The organism is Mesorhizobium sp. WSM4871, from assembly GCF_055811295.1.
Genome location: NZ_JBVVPU010000017.1, coordinates 53,233 through 70,957 on the forward strand (window position 1 = coordinate 53,233; position 17,725 = coordinate 70,957).

The window sequence follows — 17,725 nt, forward strand, 5'->3', positions numbered from 1 at the left end:
ATGGAATTCGCGACATTCATCTTGGCGGCCCAGCGAGGCTATCATCAATCGTGCGACAGCGTCATCGGTAACTCCATAGAACAGGCAATCGCTTCGGAGCAGGCCGGCTTCAACACCGCATGGTTCGCCGAGCACCACTTCAACAATTACAGCCTGGTTCCCTCGCCCTTGATGATGGTGGCACACTGTGCTGGCCTCACGAGCACCATCGGCCTCGGCACCGGCGTCTGTGTGCTGCCGCTATATCAACCGCAGCGCCTGCTCTCCGAGATCGGCTTTGCCGATATCGTTTCGAACGGCCGCCTCGAACTCGGCGTCGGCTCGGGATACCAGCAGTTCGAGTTCGAGCGCTTCGGCGTCGATGTCGATCAGGCGCCGGCCGTGTTTGCGGAATACCTGGATATCCTTCTCAAGGGCCTTAACCAGCAGGTCTTCGAGCACAATGGCCAGTATGAGAAGATACCTTTAACGGCGATTTCGCTGCGCACCATCCAAAGGCCAGCCCCACCGATCTGGATCGCCTGCGGTTCCGCGCGAAGCATGTGCCGTGCCTATCGTGAGGGCCACAATCTTTTCGTCACGGCGTCCCACTACGGCTTGGAAAACATAAGAATGCTGCGTGAGACCATCGAGGCGGCAGCGGCCTCGCGGGGTAAGGATGTCACGGCCGCCAAGATAGCGCTTCTGCGCTGCTGCTATGCCAGCGACGATCAGGCTGAGATCGACAGCTATCTCGACAACGCCCGCTTCCAGCGCCGGCTATCTGAAGCACTTCATCAGCGCCGCCAGCAGAGCCGGGACGGCTATCTGCTGCAGGAAACACCGACGCAGCAGGACCTGTCGTTCGAGACCATGCGCCAGAACCTGCCGATCGGCAGCGTAAGTCGCGTCATCGATCGCCTGCTGGAAGAGATAAGTGTCCTTAAGCCGGACCAGATCGCAATTCAGACCCAATTGGGAGATTTCGACCAAAAGACGATGCTACGCCAGATTGAGCTCTGGGGAGACAAGATCATTCCAGCCATCAACAAGGCGCTCGGTTACGTCAAGGCTTGAAGTTCCGGGCGGCCGCTGGGGTTGTTGAAATCTCGCGTGCCGATGCTCGGCAATTCGTCCATGCGGCCTGGATAGACAATCAAGCCGCCTGGCGATTGCCGGGATCGAAGACCAACGCCGTCCGTCACCTTGCCTGCACGGACCGCAGGTCTTCCGCTCCTTGGGCCACCCCGCTTGAGATCGTTGATCGGCAGCGTGGCGGGCCAGCCGCCACGGCGCAGACGAATAGCCACTCCCACGACCCCTCTTGTGTCCGAAGTTGGACGAGGATGTCGCAAGCCCGACCAAAGGGCCTGGCACGCGTATGGAGAATTGGTGCGGCGCAGGTGGGGCGCCATTTCGGCACGCGCCTTGCTTCATTCATTCTGTACGGTGCACGACAGTGGCAGATCGCCGATCGGTGGGCAGAGCGGTTCGTCACTGAAAGTACTTCGTGCGGCAGCAATGACAGGCTTGTCGGCTGGATAGCGTCGGTGGAGGTGAGACCGCATGGTGGAGAGGCAGTCTGGTGCGCAGACGCGCGAGAGCTTGCGCCGAATGATCTCGTCCGGTGAACTCGACTTCGCAATGGAGGCTCATGACGGCCTTTCGGCTGCGATTGCCGAGCGCGCTGGCTTCAAGGCGCTCTGGGCGTCCGGCCTCTCGATTTCATCCAGTCTCGGATATCGAGATGCGAACGAAGCTTCCTGGTCCCAACTCGTCGATGTCGTTGAGCGAATTTCCGACACGGTGGACATTCCAGTCCTCGTCGACGGGGACAGCGGGTTCGGGAACTTCAACAATGCCCGTTTGGTCGCCCGCAAGCTGCGCCAACATGGCGCGAGCGGCATATGTCTCGAGGACACGGCGTTCCCGAAAATGAACTCGTTTATCGGTGATCGGCACCCGTTGGCCGATATTCCCGAGTTCTGCGGCCGGCTTAAGGCGGTGAAGGACCAAGTGCCGGATGCGGAGTTCGTTCTGGTCGCCCGGATCGAGGCGCTCATCGCCGGCCGCGAAGAGGATGAGGCGCTGGCGCGAGCACAAGCCTACGCTGAGGCCGGCGCCGATGCTATTCTGATTCATTCCCGCAAGTCCAACGCTGAGCAGATTTTCGCCTTCACGCGCGCCTGGCAGAACCGCCTTCCGGTCGTGATCGTGCCTACGAAATATTACCGCACACCGGTCTCCGCGTATCGGGCGGCCGGAATCTCCACGGTCATCTGGGCGAACCACAACATGCGCGCGGCGATATCGGCCATGCGCCAGGTCTGCGACCGCATCCTCCGCGAAGAAAGTATCGCCGGTATCGAGGACGAGGTGGCGACCCTCGATGAACTCTTCGATCTGCTCAATTACCAGGAACTCTCAGCGGCGGAAGAGAAATATCTGCCGCAGACGGCGACCGGCGTGCGGTAGCAGCCCCAGCCCGTCTTTTGAAAGCAAACGAAAACGGGAGCGCACATGCTTGCGCATCGGACAAACCTGTTCGCTACATCGGGTACCGCCGCAGCGCGCGCTGCCGCAAAAGCGGCGGCCGATGCTGGCAGGGAGATCATCGATCTGACCGCCGGCGAGATCTGGAGCGAGCTTGCTCCCACGATTCGCGACGGCGCGATCGACGCCATCAATAACGGCGTCAATCGCTATACCGATACCGTTGGCAATGTGGAGCTGCGCGAGGCACTGTCGCGGAAGATATCCCGCGCTACCGGCCAGATCTGGAAGGCCGAGGAAGTTGCCGTGACGTGCGGAGCGAAGCAGGCCTTGTTCAATGCCGCAATGGTGCTTCTAAACCCAGGCGACGAGGTCATCATCCCGGCGCCTTACTGGACAACGTTTCCCGCCCAGGTCCTAATCGCCGGCGGCACACCGGTATTCGTCGACACCAAATCAAACGGTTACGTCCCCCGCCCCGAGCACATCAAGGAGGCGGTCACCGAACGCACGCGGGCGATCGTCGTCAACACGCCCAGCAATCCGGGCGGTGCGGTCTACGATGTTGAGACCCTGATGGCCATCGCTCAACTGGCAGTCAGCCGCAACCTGTGGGTCATTTTTGACGAGTGCTATGGCGACTTCATATATGGGCATCATACCCACCACCCGATCGTCTCGGTCGCTCCCGACATTCGAGCACGCGCGCTGATCGTCAACTCCTTCAGCAAATCGCTGGCATTGACCGGTTGGCGCATCGGTTATCTGGCGGGTCCAAAAGAGGTGATCAATGCCGTCAAGGCCCTGCAATCGCACACCACTTCGAATCCAAACGTAATTGCCCAGCACGCGGTGCTCGCCCACTTGCAAAGGGGGGGCTCGGACTATGAAAGCAAGCTGCGTTCACGCCTGACAAGCACCAGGCGGGTCGGTCTCGACGCGCTTTCTTCGTTGACGCGTGTACCGGTCGCCAAGGCGCAAGGGGGCTTTTATTTCTATCTCGATCTTTCCCGTCTGCTGCGACCGGGATCGAAAGACGGTGCCTCAACGACGGCCGACGATATCGTGACGGCTCTGCTTGCCGAAACTGGCGTCGCAGCTGTGCCGGGCACTGCGTTCGGTGACCCCGCCGGCCTGCGCCTGTCCTATGGAATTCCACCTGAAAAACTCGCGACCGGCCTGGCCCGGCTCGTCGAATTCCTCAATGCCTGGAAATGACACACACAACGAAAGAGGTCAATGAGATGCCTCCCGCTGCTCCCAGGAAAGCCGTCATTCTCGCTGCTGGCTTCGGCTCCCGCCTGCGTCCGCTGACCGATCTGTGTCCCAAGCCCCTCATCGAAGTCAACGGCACACCGATACTTCACAATGCCCTGTGGAACCTCCAGGCGGTGGGAGTTGAAGAGGTGACGATTGTTGTCGGCTATCGCAAGGATGCCATTCGCCATGCGTGTGGCAAACGCTTCGGGAGACTTGAAATCAACTATGTCGAGTCCTCGGTCTTCGACAAGACGGGGAGCGCCTACTCGCTCTGGCTGGCGCGCGACACGCTTCTTTCGGGCGACTGTTATCTCCTCGAAGGTGACGTCTTTTTCGAAGAAGATGCGCTGAGCCACCTGATCTTGGGGGAGGCGGCAAATGCCGCCGCGGTCGCGCCGTTCGATCCATCCATGGAAGGGTCGGCAGCCGTCCTTTCCAGCGACGGCTTCATATCCGAAGTCCGATTGAAGCAGACGGCAGCAAACCTGGTATCAGGCAGCCCGGCGCTCTTCAAGATGATGAACCTCATCCGGTTCTCTGGAGCCGAACTCCAAACGGTGATCGTGCCGGTCCTCCACGACCTGATCGGCTCGGGCGCGATCAAAGCCTACACCGAGGAGTTGCTCGCGCATCTCATCGAGCAGCGCGGACTGCAACTCGCGGCGGTGCGATGCGACGATTTGCGATGGTACGAGATCGACAGTGAACAGGACCTGCGGGTGGCGGAAAGGATTTTCGCCTTCGAGCGACCTCACGGACATAGTACCGGCGCGCCGGCGCCGTGGCGGGGGTAGGACGATGATCCGCTATCTGTTCGACGCTGCAAATGCCATTACGGCCCTTGGGCTGACCTTGGCCACCACGGCGATCTACTTTGCTTTGATCGGGCGCTTCGAGATTGGCATCTGTTTCGGCTTGTGGGCTCTTTTGGCGGATGATGCCGACGGCATGGTCGCAAAGAGTTCGCCGAACCGGTCCGCTTTGACGGCACAACTGGGTGGCGCGTTGGACGGGCTGCTTGATTTGGTCTACGCAGCCGTCTTTCCAGCGGTTCTGATTTTGTCCTTCAACGCGTTCTCCGTTTCCGCATTGTTGGCTGCCAACTGCCTCATCCTGTCGGGCGCTCTACGCCTCAGCTACTTTTCGACGTTCGGACTGGACGCTGACGGATTCGGCAGAGGATTGCCGTTGAACAATAACCTCTTCGTGTTGGCGTTGCTCTTCGTCGCCGACCATCACTTGCCGGTGCAAGGCCTGGGCAACCTATGTCGGTGCAGGATTTGTGCTGTCGGTCCTGCATCTTTCAAACTTCAAATTTCCCGGTACCGGCAATGCGTTGCGCTTGGCCAATCTTACACTGGTCGCAGCCGGATCTGTCGCCTTGCTCACAAAGTGAATCAGTTTGTAGCTATAGGGAAGAGAATACATGGAAAGCTCTTTCGAGATCGAAACTCGCACCGTCTTTGATCGCTACCAGCGCCAGCAGGAGAATGACGACCACATATTCGACAGGTTGGTCTCTCTGATCGAGGAGGAATATTTCGGCCTGCCAACCGGTAGCTTCCGCGGCCTTGATGTCCTGGATGCGGGCTGCGGCTCCAATGCGAATGCGTCCTATGCGTTTCTCTACAAGGGGGCCCGAAACGTTGTTTCGCTTGAATTGAGCAATGATTGGATGGATTGCGCGCGCAAGCGGCTCAGCCGATTTGGGCCGCGCTCGGAACTGGTCGCTGGCAGTGTGCTCGATCTGCCGTTTGACGACTTTAGTTTTGATTTTGTCCATTGCGCAGGGGTTTTGCCGCACACCAGTGATCCGAAAAAAGGCTTTGAAGAGCTTGCCCGTGTAACCCGCCCCGGCGGCAGCTTCTTCTTGACGATTATGGGTACCGCCAACGGCGTCATTTACCGATGCATCAATCACTTGCGAGAACTCTACCAAAGCGACGAACAATTCCGCAGTTCCATTGACAATCTAGATGCATCCACCGCACGCGAAGCCATCGACTGGCTGTTGAGAACAAAGGACGGCGAAGAAAAGGAATATATCCCTGGCGAAAACGAATTCTTTCGGACTCTTTTTGATGATGATTTGTTCGTGACGATTCGGGATCGCTTCCAGGCGCCGACCTATCACGAGTTCGCCTTCACAGAGCTGCAAATCCGAGGCTGGTATGGCGAGTGCGGCTTCGAGAAGATCCGCAGGATCTCAAGGTATACAAAAAATTTCCATAATCTTCGGCGCTTTCTCGCTCCGATGTACCGTCATTATGACCACCCGCTGGCCCGCTTCTGGTTCGGCGATGGCTGCATCCAGATGATCGGCGAAAAGCCGAGCACGTAGTTGGCGTTAATCGTGCCAAGAGAGCGACCCCAATGTGCGGAATCTTTGGGATAGTCCTCAAAAACGAGGGAACACCCGTTTGTGCCGAGGCCGTTGAGCGTTGCGCTGACGCTCTCGCTCATCGCGGGCCTGATGCCAGCGGCTTATACATTGATCAATCGGTCGCATTCGCGCATCGACGGCTATCGATTGTCGACGCTCATTCTCGCGCCAATCAGCCCTATCGCGATGACAATACCGGAGTGGTGGTAACGTACAACGGCGAGATATTCAACTATCGGGAAATTAGAGCTGAATTGAGGGACATGGGTTTTTCCTTTTCGACGGTGTCCGACACCGAGGTTCTAATTCTTAGCTATATTGCTTGGGGAAAGTCATTCCTGAACCGCCTTGACGGGATGTTTGCCTTCGCGCTTTTCGATCCCCGGAACTCGCTTGCTCTCATCGCCCGAGATCGTTTGGGGGTAAAACCCCTTTACTACACGATCTGCGATGTTGGCCTTCTCTTCGCATCGCAGCCGAACGCTCTCATTCGCTGGCCGGGCGTGATGCGCGGACCCGACATCATCGGCGCGCTCAGTTTTCTTTCCTATCGCGCGGTTGTCGGCGCCAGAACGCTGTTTGCCGGGATTTCCAAGTTAGAGCCCGGCAACCTTCTCGAAATAACAAACGGGCGACACACGTCGGAGCGTTGGTGGAATCTGTCCAAGCGCATTTCGCGATCGAAGCCGGACTATTCCGACATAAGGAGACTATTTGGAAGCGCCGTCGAACGTCAGCTGGTGGCTGACGTACCGGTCGCCGCATTGTTGTCCGGTGGACTTGACTCGAGCATCCTGGCCTATGAGGCATCCGTTCGCTCCCAAATCCGTCCGATTTGCTATACCGGCAAGGTCGAGGCCCCCGATTATGACGAGACGGCTTATGCGATGGAGGTCGCCGCTGAATTCGGGCTCATTCACCGGGTCGTTCCAATTGGAGAACCTTCCGATATCAACGCTGTGTCAGAGCTGGTTCGCCTGCGCGGACATCCACTTGGGATGCATAACGAAATCGCAATGTTTACGCTCGCAAAGGCGATTTCGAAGGAGCATAAGGTCGTCCTCACCGGCGAGGGTGCCGATGAGATTTTTGCTGGCTACAGCCGATTGTTCCGTACGCCGTATGACTACAATCGAAGCAAGATCATCGCCGCATTGCCACGTGCTCTTGCCCAGGTCGCACGCCGGCGCCTCGGACTCGACGTCCACTGCTCTCAATTGCAGTTCTTCCTGGCGCGTTACAGCTACTTCCCGACCGATGAAATCCGCTCGCTTGCCATCGATGGGCGGATACGAAGGGAGCACGAGATGGCTCTGTTCGATCACTTCTCGACTCAATTTGCAGAGGCCGGCGGAGATTTCTTTAGCAAGATCTCATATGTTCTCGTCTCTACGCATTTGCCCGCATTGCTGGAAATGGTTGACAACACCACAATGGCAGCTGGGCTTGAAGCTCGCGTTCCTTATACCGATCACCAGCTCGTTACCGCCGCAATGGCGATGCCCGGCTCACAGCGGTTGAGGTGGAGGACTCCAATCGCTTCGGTCCAGGCACTGTGGCATCCGGTTGCTTCCTTCAGCGAACGTCTCGATGTCTCAAAATTCCCCTTAAGAAGGGAATACCGCAGCGTCTTGCCCAGATCTGTTCTATCTCGCAAAAAGATGGGATTTCCGCTGCCACTGGGTGAGTGGGCCGTTGGCGAGGGAGCAACGGAATATCGAAGGCTGCTGTTTGATAAGGACTCTCCACTGGGAGATTTGTTCGATCCTGCTGCTTTGCGGCGTTGGTTCGAGGAGGGACAACGAAATCCATCAGATTCATTTGGCCGGAAATTCTGGCTGCTCGCCAACCTTGGGATATTCTTCAATGAGGTATTCTCATGACGAATATGCGAGCCCGCAGGCGGGCGGCTGCGGGCATTTTACAGAAGACCCTTTGCCGAAAACGGGGCGTTGGACAATCCCAAGATCTGAGCAATGGTTGGCGTGAACTCTTCAGCGGAGCCCCAGGCAATATTGCAAGGTTGCATTCCAGGGATGCTCAACAGGCATATGCGATCGTCCTCCGCGCTGCCCGGTCGAAAACCGTGGGTCGACAAGTATCGAGGTCTGCCCGTCGGGCCAGCTTCTTGCGTGTCTCCAACGGTCTCCTCGAAGGAGTGTCCAGGAGGTGCGACATAGGTCGCTATGCAATCGCGTTCATTTACCGGAACATGGTCGCTCGACCACGGCTCCACTTGGAAGCGCGCCAACAGTCCGTCTGCGATTCTGCGGTCATGAGCTCCGTCAACCAGGACATGGAGCGTCGCTCCTTCACTTTCCCAAAGCAAGTCAGGGATGATCGCATCCGGATAAATGGTTGTGTGGACGGCGCTATGTCCATGGTCACTTGCGACTACGATCGCGTAATCGTCTTCCCGCCCGACTCGCCTCAGTCCTTCGATGAGAGCGCCAATCATCATGTCGGCCGCGGCGACAGACCAATGTGCCGCCTCGCTTTCGTATCCGAACTGATGCTGAATCGAATCCGTCATGTCGATCTCGGTCAAAATGAGATCAGGCGGGTTCTCCGAGCAAGCCAGCGCTCCTGCAGCCCCGATCATGAGATGATCCGCGGCCAGGCCCGCAACGAGAGCAGTGCTCGCAACGGTGTCACTACTGGACGGGAAGCCGAAGAGATCGAACACGCCGGCGGCTCGCAACCGTCCATTTGGATCTTTGATCATGCGCGAGCGAGCGATGCGGTTTTCGGGCAGGCTCTTAAATGACCGGCTTCCCTGGAGAAACCCTCGTTCCCACCAGGCCGGCACGAAGACATCGCAATCGGCTGGGTCGATCAACCCAGCGCCGATGGACGCGACATCAAGCCCGCTATTTTTGGCAAGCTTTGCAATGGTCGGAACCCGCAGATCAGACGCGTCGGCGCAGACAAACGAGCCATCTCGCACAATGTGGTTTCCGTAGATCCCGTTCGCTTGAGGCGCCGCGCCGGTTAGCATGCTCGCGCGCCCCGGCATCGACGTTCCCGGCACCGTTGAGCGCAGGCGAGTGATGGACAGACCGTCTCCTGCCAAACGAAGAAGCGTCGGCAACCGATGTTTGTGCTTTTCGAAATAGTCCGCGCTTACGCCGTCCATGAGGATCAGAATCGCTTTCGTAGGAGCGCGCGGCTTTATCGAGGCAGGCGTGTGAAAACGAGCGGTAGGCCTGGATGGATTGGTGTGGGTCATTTTGCACCTGGAAGAGACCGATCGAAACCAAAGCCCCCTATAGGCTTCGGATGACGCCGGTATGAACGCATCACGGGATTCTTCGAGCGCCCGTGGGTCGTTTTGATTTTTGGGAATGGGCGCTTCTAGGCGCTCTTTTTGCTTCCTTCAGAAGAAAGGAGTCCGAGATGGCCGATACGACCCGTGCTATTTTTATCCTCGATTTCGCAGGGCCAAAAATACATCTGTGGAGTGGCAGCTACGATGCACCGTTGGTTCCTATCAACGGTCAGCCGCTCTTGGATCGTCTCGTCAACGCCTGTGTCGAAAACGGCATTGAAGATGTCACTTTCGTTGAAAATTTGAGCAGCGGCACATTCGATGGGTTCCGCCTGCAGGACAGCACAAATACGCTTTCGTGGCGCGACACGCATGACGGCGATCTCATTGAGAAGTTCCGCCAACATGAGGGCGATACTCTCCTGATATGGGGAACACCGCTTTTCGACAGTGAGGTTCTTGACGGTATCAATACCAACAAAGGTTTGCGCGGCTCCGCTTGGCGGCCCGACGCGCCGACCGGGATTTATCGATTGAGTGCTGATGTTCTACGCAATCTTCTGGCCGAAAGCCGCGCCGCGGCATCTCTGCATCAGGCCTTCAGCTGGTTAGTCGCGGGCCTGTCCCAGCTGGACGTAGCGTTGCCTGACAATGTGCTGACTGCTGGCTCCAAGCTGCTCGATATTTGCGACGGTGTCGACGCATCCATCGCGGAATTTCGGTGTGACAAGGAGAACGTGCTGTGGCGTCTGGAAACGAGCGTCGGAGGTTATTGGCGCAAGCCAATCGCTGAGCACATGCTTCTTTGCAATACCCGTTTCCCTCCCAAGACTTTTTACGATCGGCTGGCGGCGAGGCTCGAAGGCGTGTTGACATGCTATCCTTCTCAGCAGATCGATATCGCTTCAGTTGTTGGCACGATGACCTCGCAGCAGCCGGACTTTATTGCAGTCGGAAACGGGGCGACCGACCTCATCCAGGCGCTCTATTCAACGCTGAACCCAACAATCGCGATTCCCGTGCCGACGTTCGCCGGCTTTCAAACACCTCTCGATGACGAACAAAAGAACAACTTCGTCCTCACCCCGCCCTATTTCGATCTCGACGTTCGAGCCTTCCTGGAATTCGTACTGGCGACAGGCGCGGATACGGCAATCGTTGTAAATCCAAACAATCCGACCGGTCGACTTGTTGATCATGCTGACGTGGCATGGCTGGCGGAGGCCCTAGGATCTCGAGGGCGACGGCTGATCGTGGATGAATCGTTCATTGATTTTCCCGCTGATGGCCGACCAAACAGCGTTGAGAATCTGGTTCCGTCCTGTGCCAATTTGATCGTGGTGAAGAGCCTTGGAAAGGTCTTCGGACTTGGCGGAATCCGGCTCGCCTATCTCATGGCTGGCGATCCCACCCTCGTTGCCGCCGTGCGCCGGAAACTGCCGCTGTGGAACATTAACGGCATTGCGGAATACACACTGTTCCTGCTTCCCGAATTTGCAGAGGAATTGGAACACAGTCTAGAGATGTTGCGAGAAGATAGAGAGCTGTTCATCGAGGAGCTGCGGACGGTACCGGGCCTCGACGTCGTACCTTCGCAAACGAATTTCATCTTGTGCCGGCTGCCTGAAAATTCGGTATCCGCTGCCGAACTCAAGCGCCGCCTCGTTCTATTCGAATCCGTCCTCGTAAGAGAATGCGGCTATCAAGCCATGAACGAAGCAGATCGATATCTGCGCCTGACGGTTCGAAGTCGGACGGAAAACGAAAGGCTGGCAAAAGCTCTGCGGCGCACCTTAAGCCGCTCAACGGCCTGTGAGAGTGACGCCCTGGCGTGACATTTGCGCAGCGAACTGAATGGTCTTTTTTCGAATGCCGCGAGAGAGAGAAGCATGTCGCTTAGTTACAATCGTCATAAAAGGCTCGTAGAAATCGTCCAGGCGAATGGCGAAGTGCGCATCCGAGATTTGATGCAGCGGTTCAATATTTCAGAAGAGACTGCGCGGCGGGATATCAAACGGCTCGAGCAGGATGGCTTGGTCGCACGTGTCCATGGCGGCGCGGTCGCAACGCAACGGCCCAAGTTGCTGGCCATCTCATCGCGAGCTGTTTCCGAGCGCGCGGAAAAAAGCACCATCGCTGAGATCGCCCTGGGTCTTCTGAAGCCCGGTCAGAATCTCTTTTTCGGGGGCGGCAGCACCATTCTGTCGTTGGCCAGCCGCATATCGGCCCTCCCAGAAATGCGCGTCGTCACCAACATGGTCGATACTGCCATAGCCGCGGCCGAAGGCCATCGGCATCGCGTCGTCATGCTGGGAGGCGATTTCAATGTCGATTTCCGGACCGTAACCGGATTCACCGCCTTGCGTACACTCCGCGAACAGCAGATCGACATCGCATTCATCGGCGTCAACGCGGTGCATCCGAATGGCGTCTTCGACCATGAACAGGTCGGACAGGAGCTTGCTGCGACGCTCTGCGAGCAAGCGCGGAAAATTGTCATTCTCGCAGATCACAGCAAATTCGGCTTGTCGGCGCGCTACCGCATCCTGCCCTATTCGGCGATCACCGCGATTATCACCGACCGGAAGCCTGCATCGGACATGCTGGACAAGATCGAGGCCGCCGGTGTTGAAGTTCTATATCCGCAAAACCGTCACAACCCCGCACCGGTCTCTACTTGATCATCTGCGTTCAGCCAGCAGGCTGCCCCAACCGTGAAAGATTTTTTTCCGTTTGATTTCAAGAACCAACACAATCCGTCTCAAACCTGCAAAAAACCGTCACATAACCGCGCTATGTCTCAGCCCGTCTCGGGAGCGGATTTCGTTCGCTCCGATTGTCATCCCGACTGAAAGAGAGGGGATTTGATATGCAAACGACACGTCGCAGATTTCTCGGCATGACCGCCATGGCGGCTGGCGCGATAGCATTGCCGAACACGATCATGGCGGCAACCGCCCGGCGGCCGAACCTCAATATTGCCGTTCAGGACCTGCGCACAATTCTGGAACCGGTGGACGGCTCCTCCATCGCCAACGTTTCCTGGCGGGTGCAATACAGCATTTTCGATCAGCTTTTACGGACCGACTACATCGACAATTTTCGCCTGAATTTCGCGCTTGCGACATCATTGAAGCAAATTGACGCCACGATCCATGAGATCAGGTTGCGCGACAATGTGAAGTTTCATGACGGTTCCACAATGACGGCGGATGACGTTGTCTTCTCGCTCGGGCCGGATCGTCTGCGCGGCGAAAATGCGCCGGGCGCGGCCGTGTTTGCCAACTTCCTCTCCTCGCTCGCCGATGTTCAGAAGATCAATGACCGCACTGTCCGTTTGATCACCAGGACAGAGGATCCGGTCTTTGCCCAGCGGCTCGGCGCCTGGGGCACGCAGATCATCAGCGCCAGGGCACGGGCTGGCGCAAGCAGCTATGACGCCTGGGCGGCGAAGCCGATCGGCACCGGCCCTTACAAGATCGGCGAGGTTCGCAATGGCGACGAGATCACGCTGGTGGCGCACGACGAATATTGGGGAGGTCAGCCGCCATTTGCCTCGATCCGCTTCAAGCGGCTGCCGGAAATCGCCGCGCGCATCGCCGGACTGAAGTCGGGCGATTACGATATCGTCACAGACATCACTCCGGACCACATTGCCGAAATTGAGGGAGTCAACGGCCTCTCGATTGTTGGTGGCGAAGCCATGTGGTTCCGCTTTCTCACATTTGCTCCACTCAGGACTCCCATCCTGAAAGATGTCGATCTGCGTCGCGCACTCGCACTCGCTATCGATCGCGGTGCGCTGGCGGACGGCCTCTGGGACGGCCGGGCGAAAGCGCTGACCAGCTGGCAGCTACCGATCTTCGGCGAGATCAACGACCCCAACCGCAAGGGGGTGTCCTATGACCCGGCGCAGGTCAAGGAACTGCTCGCCAAATCATCCTACAGAGGCGAGGAAATCCCATACCCTTCCGTCGGCACCTATTATCCGATGCAGCTCGCCGAGAACCAGGCGCTTGTCGAGATGTGGAAGGCTGCCGGAATCAACGTCAAGCTGATCATGTGTGAAAACTGGACGCAGGTCGGCGACATTGGCGGCATTAATGACACGTCCGGCGGCGCTTTCTACGCCGATCCCGTTTCCATGCTGTGGCAGATTATCGGTCCGACCAATGACCTCCAGTCGACAGGCGGCTGGACCAATGCCGAGTTCAACGCGCTCGGTCACGAGCTTGAAACGACGACCGATCTCGCCAAGCGCCAGGCGGCCTTCAAACGGATGCAGGACATTGTCGGGATCGAGGACCCTTGCATCACGCCGCTGCACTCCATGCCCTTCATCTATGGGCAGAAGGCGGATGTCAGCTGGCGGCCCAACCCGTTGCCGCAAATGTATCTCGGTCCGAAGATGCCGCCTGAGCCGGTGGCCTGAGTTCCATGCTGCATAAGTCTTTCCAGAACAGCGCGGGCGCCGCGCTGTTGCCGGCTCATCGCATCGGGGCTTCCGCCACCAAACCTGCCATCAGCATTGCTGGCTTGAGGGTGGCGTTCGGCGATGTGCCTGTGCTGCACGGTGTCGATCTCGCTGTGAACAAAGGCGAGGCCTTGGGTATCGTCGGCGAATCCGGCTGCGGCAAGTCCGTGACTTGGCGGGCGGTTCTTGGCCTGCTGCCGAAATCCGCCGAGATCGGGGGCGAGGCCAGGATTGGTGATCTCGATCTTGTGGGCGCACGACAATCCGTTTTGGATCGGGTGCGCGGCGGACGCATTGCCATGATCTTCCAGGATCCGGCCAGCGCGCTGAACCCGGTGCATCGCATCGGCGCGCAGATCACCGAAGCGCTTCGCCTGCACCGCGGCCTCAGCGGTGCCGCCGCCCGTGCCCAGGCCTGTCGCCTGCTCGATCAGGTCGGGATAGCCGCTGCGGCAAGCAGGCTCAACACCTACCCCCACGAACTGTCGGGCGGCCAGAACCAGCGGGTTATGATTGCCATCGCGCTCGCCGGCCGGCCCGAACTGCTGATCGCCGATGAGCCAACGACCGCGCTCGACACCACCGTGCAGGCGCAGATCCTGCTGCTGCTCAAAGATATTCAACGCGACACAGGCATGGCGCTGGTCATGATCAGCCATGATCTCGCCGCGGTGGCGGCCGTCTGTGACCGGGTATGCGTCATGTATGCGGGCCAGATCGTCGAAACGGCACCGAAACACACGCTTCTGACCGCGCCGGAGCACCCCTATACACGCGACCTGATCGGTGCCATTCCGCCCTCGCACGGTCCGCGCATGCGGTTGACCGCCATTGCCGGCGCGCCGCCACAACGCCATCTGTCGCCGGGATGCGCCTATGCGCCACGCTGCCGGCACGCGATCGCGGTATGTCGCACGAGCCGACCGGAACCGCGGCAGGTCGCCGCGCGGCATTCGGTGCGTTGCCTTCGTTTGGACGCCGGCACGTATCAATGACCCTGCTGCGTCTCAACAACATCACCCGTCGCTTTCCGCTCGGCTCGCCACTCTACGGACCGCGGAAATATCTTGTAGCAGTCGATGGCGTGTCGCTGGATGTCGAGATGGGCCGGACGACCGGCATTGTCGGCGAATCCGGATGCGGCAAGTCCACCACCGGCCGTATTGCGCTCGGTCTGGAGCCGCCGGACAGCGGAGGTGTGCTGTTTCAGGGTTTGCCGCTGCCGCGCATCGACAGCAACAGGTGGCGCGCGCAGCGGCGCCAAATGCAGCTGGTCTTTCAGGACACCTTGGCAGCGCTTGATCGCCGAATGACTGTCAGCGCTCTCATCGCCGAGCCGCTGGCGATTCACGGGATTGGCGATTCGGCAAGCCGCAAGCAACGTGTGGCGGAGCTTCTCCACGGCGTCGGCCTCGGCGAAGACCATGGCGTGCTCTATCCGCATCAGCTTTCCGGCGGCCAGCGCCAACGCGTCGTGCTTGCGCGGGCGCTGGCGCCAAAACCCTCGCTTCTGGTTTGCGATGAGCCGGTCTCGGCGCTCGACCTGTCCGTCCAGGCGCAAATCGTCAATCTGCTCATGGATCTTCAGCAGGAGCTCGGGCTCGGCCTCTTGTTCATCAGCCATGACTTGCGGGTCGTTCGCCATGTCAGCGACCGGATCGTCGTCATGTATCTTGGCCGCGTCGTTGAGCAGGGGCGCGCCGACGCCATTATCGATCAACCCGCCCATCCCTATACGCAGGCGCTCGTCTCGGCCATGCCGAGGCTTCCGGGCGGCTTCGATCATTATGTGGCGTTGCCAGGCGAGCCGCCGAGCCCCACCGATAGGCCGTGCGGATGCCCGTTTCATCCACGCTGTCCACTTGCGCGCGACGTTTGCCGCCAGAGCCTGCCCGAACTCCTGCCGCTAGGAACGGAACGGCAGGTCGCCTGCCATTTGGTGAGGCATTGATGAGTGCTGTGTTTCGTTTCGCCGGCCCCAAGATCCTGCGTGCCGGCCTGTCGATCCTGATCGTGGTGACCTTTACATTCGTGGTGCTGCGGGCCTCTGGAGACCCGGCGCTGCAGATACTCGGTCCCAGCGCCCGCGCCCCGGATCTTGAGGCGTTTCGCCGGCATTGGGGGCTCGATCGGCCTCTGTATGTGCAATATGTCCGCTATGTCCTGGCGGCACTCCACTGCGATTTCGGGAATTCCATGCTGGCTGGAAAACCGGCCCTTCAGCTTGTGTTCGAGCGCGTGCCCCTGACATTGGCGCTCATGCTGCCGGCACTGGCGCTCACGATGCTGATCGGCATTCCGGTTGGCGCCTACGCCGCCATGCATCGCGACACCTGGGTCGACCGATCGGTGATGATGCTGACCGTGTTCGGCTTCACCGTGCCAAGCTTCGTGCTCGGGCTATTGCTGATCCTGATCTTTTCCGTGACGCTCGGCCTGTTCCCGTCCGGCGGCGCGGATCGGCCGGAAAGCTTCGTACTGCCGGTGCTCACGCTTGGTTTGGGCGGGGCGGCCATTATCGCGCGCTTCACGCGTAGCGCCATGATCGAAGTTCTGTCGCAGCTCTACATCGTGGCGGCCAGCGCCAAGGGCGTGACGTGGCGGCAGGTGGTTCGCCACCATGCCTTTCCGAATGCGATCATTCCTGTGCTGACGCTGTTCGGCCTGATGCTCGGCGGGCAGGTCGCGGGCGCCGTACTGGTGGAAAGCGTCTTCGGCTGGCCCGGCATCGGCCAATTGCTGGTGGTTTCGGTTGCGAACCGTGATCTCGCCGTGGTTCAGGTCATCCTCCTTCTCGTGGCGCTGACCATGACGTCGGCCAACCTGCTGATGGACCTGCTTTATGGCGTGTTCGATCCGCGCCTGCGTGGAACAAACTCAGGATCGCAATGAAAACGGCAACTGTAGAAACCAACCGTCCGACGGCTCGCTCGGTGGACCTGCCGACACTCCTTGCGGGCGGTTGGGTTCTCCTCATGCTCTTCACGGCGCTCGCCGCGCCGCTAATGGCTCCTTATGAGATTACTTCTATCGACCTGCGCCATCGCCTGGCGCCGCCCGTCGGCTTTGGCGGAACGATGCTACACGTCCTGGGAACCGACGATCTGGGCCGTGACGTGGCCTCGCGTCTTTTCTACTCGATCCGCACCAGCTTGCTGGTCGCCTTCGGCGCCACTGCAATCAGCGTGTTGGTCGGTACCGGGATTGGCTTCATCGCCGCGTATTTCCGCGGGCTCGTCGAGCATGCCCTGCTGCTAATGATCGACGTACAGGCTTCGCTACCGTTTCTAATCGTGGCGCTGGCAATGCTCGCCTGTTTCGGTAATTCGCTGACGCTGTTCGTCGCCCTGATGGGACTTTATGGCTGGGAGCGGAATGCGCGGTTGGCACGAGGACTGGCAATCACCGCCAGCGCGCAGGGCTATGCGAGCGCAACGCGCCAGCTCGGTGCCCATCCGCTGCGTGTCTATCTGCGGCATATCCTGCCCAACAGTGCGGCGACGCTTCTCGTGGCGGCGACGGTGACCTTTCCGGAGATCGTCCTGGTGGAAAGCGGACTGTCCTTCCTCGGCCTCGGCGTCCAGCCGCCGATGACCAGCCTGGGTGTCATGGTCGCGGCCGGCCGCGAGTATATCACCCGCGCCTCCTGGATGCTGCTCGCTCCAAGCCTCGTCATTGTCATCACGGCCGTTGCCGTTAGCGTCCTCGGCGACTGGTTGCGCGATAAGCTCGACCCGACCCTCAAATAACGGTTTCCCAGTGCAAAGGAAGCTGATCTCCGTACTTGTCGAGGGCTGCGCTCTCGCACGTAGCGGGGTGCCGAACCTTCGCCCGCGGCCGGTATCGACGTAACCGGAATACAGCATGT

At 59.1% G+C, this 17,725-nt stretch carries 15 protein-coding genes; 14 read left to right on the forward strand and 1 reads right to left on the reverse strand.

Features of this window, described 5'->3' with window-relative positions:
- The 7 genes from AC0L2H_RS28600 (at window position 1) to asnB (ending at window position 7,998) form a co-directional block, all read left to right on the forward strand.
- A complete protein-coding gene (locus tag AC0L2H_RS28600; protein ID WP_019863300.1) occupies window positions 1-1,056 on the forward strand; it encodes an LLM class flavin-dependent oxidoreductase in 1,056 nt (351 codons plus the stop codon).
- A gap of 489 nt (window positions 1,057-1,545) precedes the next feature.
- Window positions 1,546-2,454 carry a phosphoenolpyruvate mutase gene (gene aepX / locus AC0L2H_RS28605; RefSeq protein WP_027047772.1) on the forward strand — a complete coding sequence of 303 codons (909 nt, stop codon included), beginning with the start codon at window positions 1,546-1,548 and terminating at the stop codon, window positions 2,452-2,454.
- A gap of 45 nt (window positions 2,455-2,499) precedes the next feature.
- A complete protein-coding gene (locus AC0L2H_RS28610; RefSeq protein WP_019863302.1) occupies window positions 2,500-3,690 on the forward strand; it encodes a pyridoxal phosphate-dependent aminotransferase in 1,191 nt (396 codons plus the stop codon).
- A gap of 26 nt (window positions 3,691-3,716) precedes the next feature.
- Entirely contained in the window at window positions 3,717-4,526 is an 810-nt protein-coding gene (locus tag AC0L2H_RS28615) for a phosphocholine cytidylyltransferase family protein (protein WP_027047773.1), read from the forward strand.
- A 4-nt stretch (window positions 4,527-4,530) separates the two neighbouring features.
- Window positions 4,531-5,199: a CDP-alcohol phosphatidyltransferase family protein gene (locus AC0L2H_RS28620; RefSeq protein WP_223217811.1), complete on the forward strand. Its 669-nt coding sequence runs from the start codon at window positions 4,531-4,533 to the stop codon at window positions 5,197-5,199.
- Window positions 5,159-6,073: a class I SAM-dependent methyltransferase gene (locus tag AC0L2H_RS28625; RefSeq protein WP_027047774.1), complete on the forward strand. Its 915-nt coding sequence runs from the start codon at window positions 5,159-5,161 to the stop codon at window positions 6,071-6,073. The genes AC0L2H_RS28620 and AC0L2H_RS28625 overlap by 41 nt, the downstream gene beginning before the upstream one ends.
- A gap of 32 nt (window positions 6,074-6,105) precedes the next feature.
- Complete coding sequence (gene asnB, locus AC0L2H_RS28630; protein ID WP_027047775.1) at window positions 6,106-7,998, forward strand: asparagine synthase (glutamine-hydrolyzing); 1,893 nt, start codon at window positions 6,106-6,108, stop codon at window positions 7,996-7,998.
- 38 nt (window positions 7,999-8,036) lie between these two features.
- Here asnB and AC0L2H_RS28635 read toward each other — a convergent pair whose 3' ends face one another.
- The gene (locus AC0L2H_RS28635; RefSeq protein ID WP_027047776.1) at window positions 8,037-9,344 is read right to left on the reverse strand and encodes an alkaline phosphatase family protein; all 1,308 of its coding nucleotides are present in this window, start codon (window positions 9,342-9,344) and stop codon (window positions 8,037-8,039) included.
- Between the two features lie 167 nt (window positions 9,345-9,511).
- Here AC0L2H_RS28635 and AC0L2H_RS28640 point away from each other — a divergent pair, with 167 nt between their 5' ends.
- The 7 genes from AC0L2H_RS28640 to AC0L2H_RS28670 all read left to right on the forward strand — a co-directional run bounded on the left by AC0L2H_RS28640 (window position 9,512) and on the right by AC0L2H_RS28670 (window position 17,606).
- A complete protein-coding gene (locus AC0L2H_RS28640) occupies window positions 9,512-11,218 on the forward strand; it encodes a pyridoxal phosphate-dependent aminotransferase (protein WP_019863308.1) in 1,707 nt (568 codons plus the stop codon).
- Window positions 11,219-11,221: 3 nt separating this feature from the next.
- The gene (locus AC0L2H_RS28645; protein WP_223217810.1) at window positions 11,222-12,064 is read left to right on the forward strand and encodes a DeoR/GlpR family DNA-binding transcription regulator; all 843 of its coding nucleotides are present in this window, start codon (window positions 11,222-11,224) and stop codon (window positions 12,062-12,064) included.
- 188 nt (window positions 12,065-12,252) lie between these two features.
- Window positions 12,253-13,815, forward strand: a complete 1,563-nt coding sequence (locus AC0L2H_RS28650) for an ABC transporter substrate-binding protein (RefSeq protein WP_027047777.1) — start codon at window positions 12,253-12,255, stop codon at window positions 13,813-13,815.
- A 5-nt stretch (window positions 13,816-13,820) separates the two neighbouring features.
- On the forward strand, window positions 13,821-14,852 hold the full coding sequence (locus tag AC0L2H_RS28655; RefSeq protein ID WP_019863311.1) for an ABC transporter ATP-binding protein: 1,032 nt from the start codon (window positions 13,821-13,823) through the stop codon (window positions 14,850-14,852).
- A complete protein-coding gene (locus AC0L2H_RS28660) occupies window positions 14,849-15,808 on the forward strand; it encodes an ABC transporter ATP-binding protein (protein WP_019863312.1) in 960 nt (319 codons plus the stop codon). The genes AC0L2H_RS28655 and AC0L2H_RS28660 overlap by 4 nt, the downstream gene beginning before the upstream one ends.
- Window positions 15,808-16,749 carry an ABC transporter permease gene (locus tag AC0L2H_RS28665; RefSeq protein ID WP_019863313.1) on the forward strand — a complete coding sequence of 314 codons (942 nt, stop codon included), beginning with the start codon at window positions 15,808-15,810 and terminating at the stop codon, window positions 16,747-16,749. Before AC0L2H_RS28660 ends, AC0L2H_RS28665 begins: the two co-directional genes overlap by 1 nt.
- Window positions 16,746-17,606, forward strand: coding sequence for an ABC transporter permease (locus AC0L2H_RS28670; RefSeq protein WP_019863314.1), 861 nt, complete (start codon window positions 16,746-16,748; stop codon window positions 17,604-17,606). Before AC0L2H_RS28665 ends, AC0L2H_RS28670 begins: the two co-directional genes overlap by 4 nt.
- Window positions 17,607-17,725 lie beyond the last annotated feature (119 nt).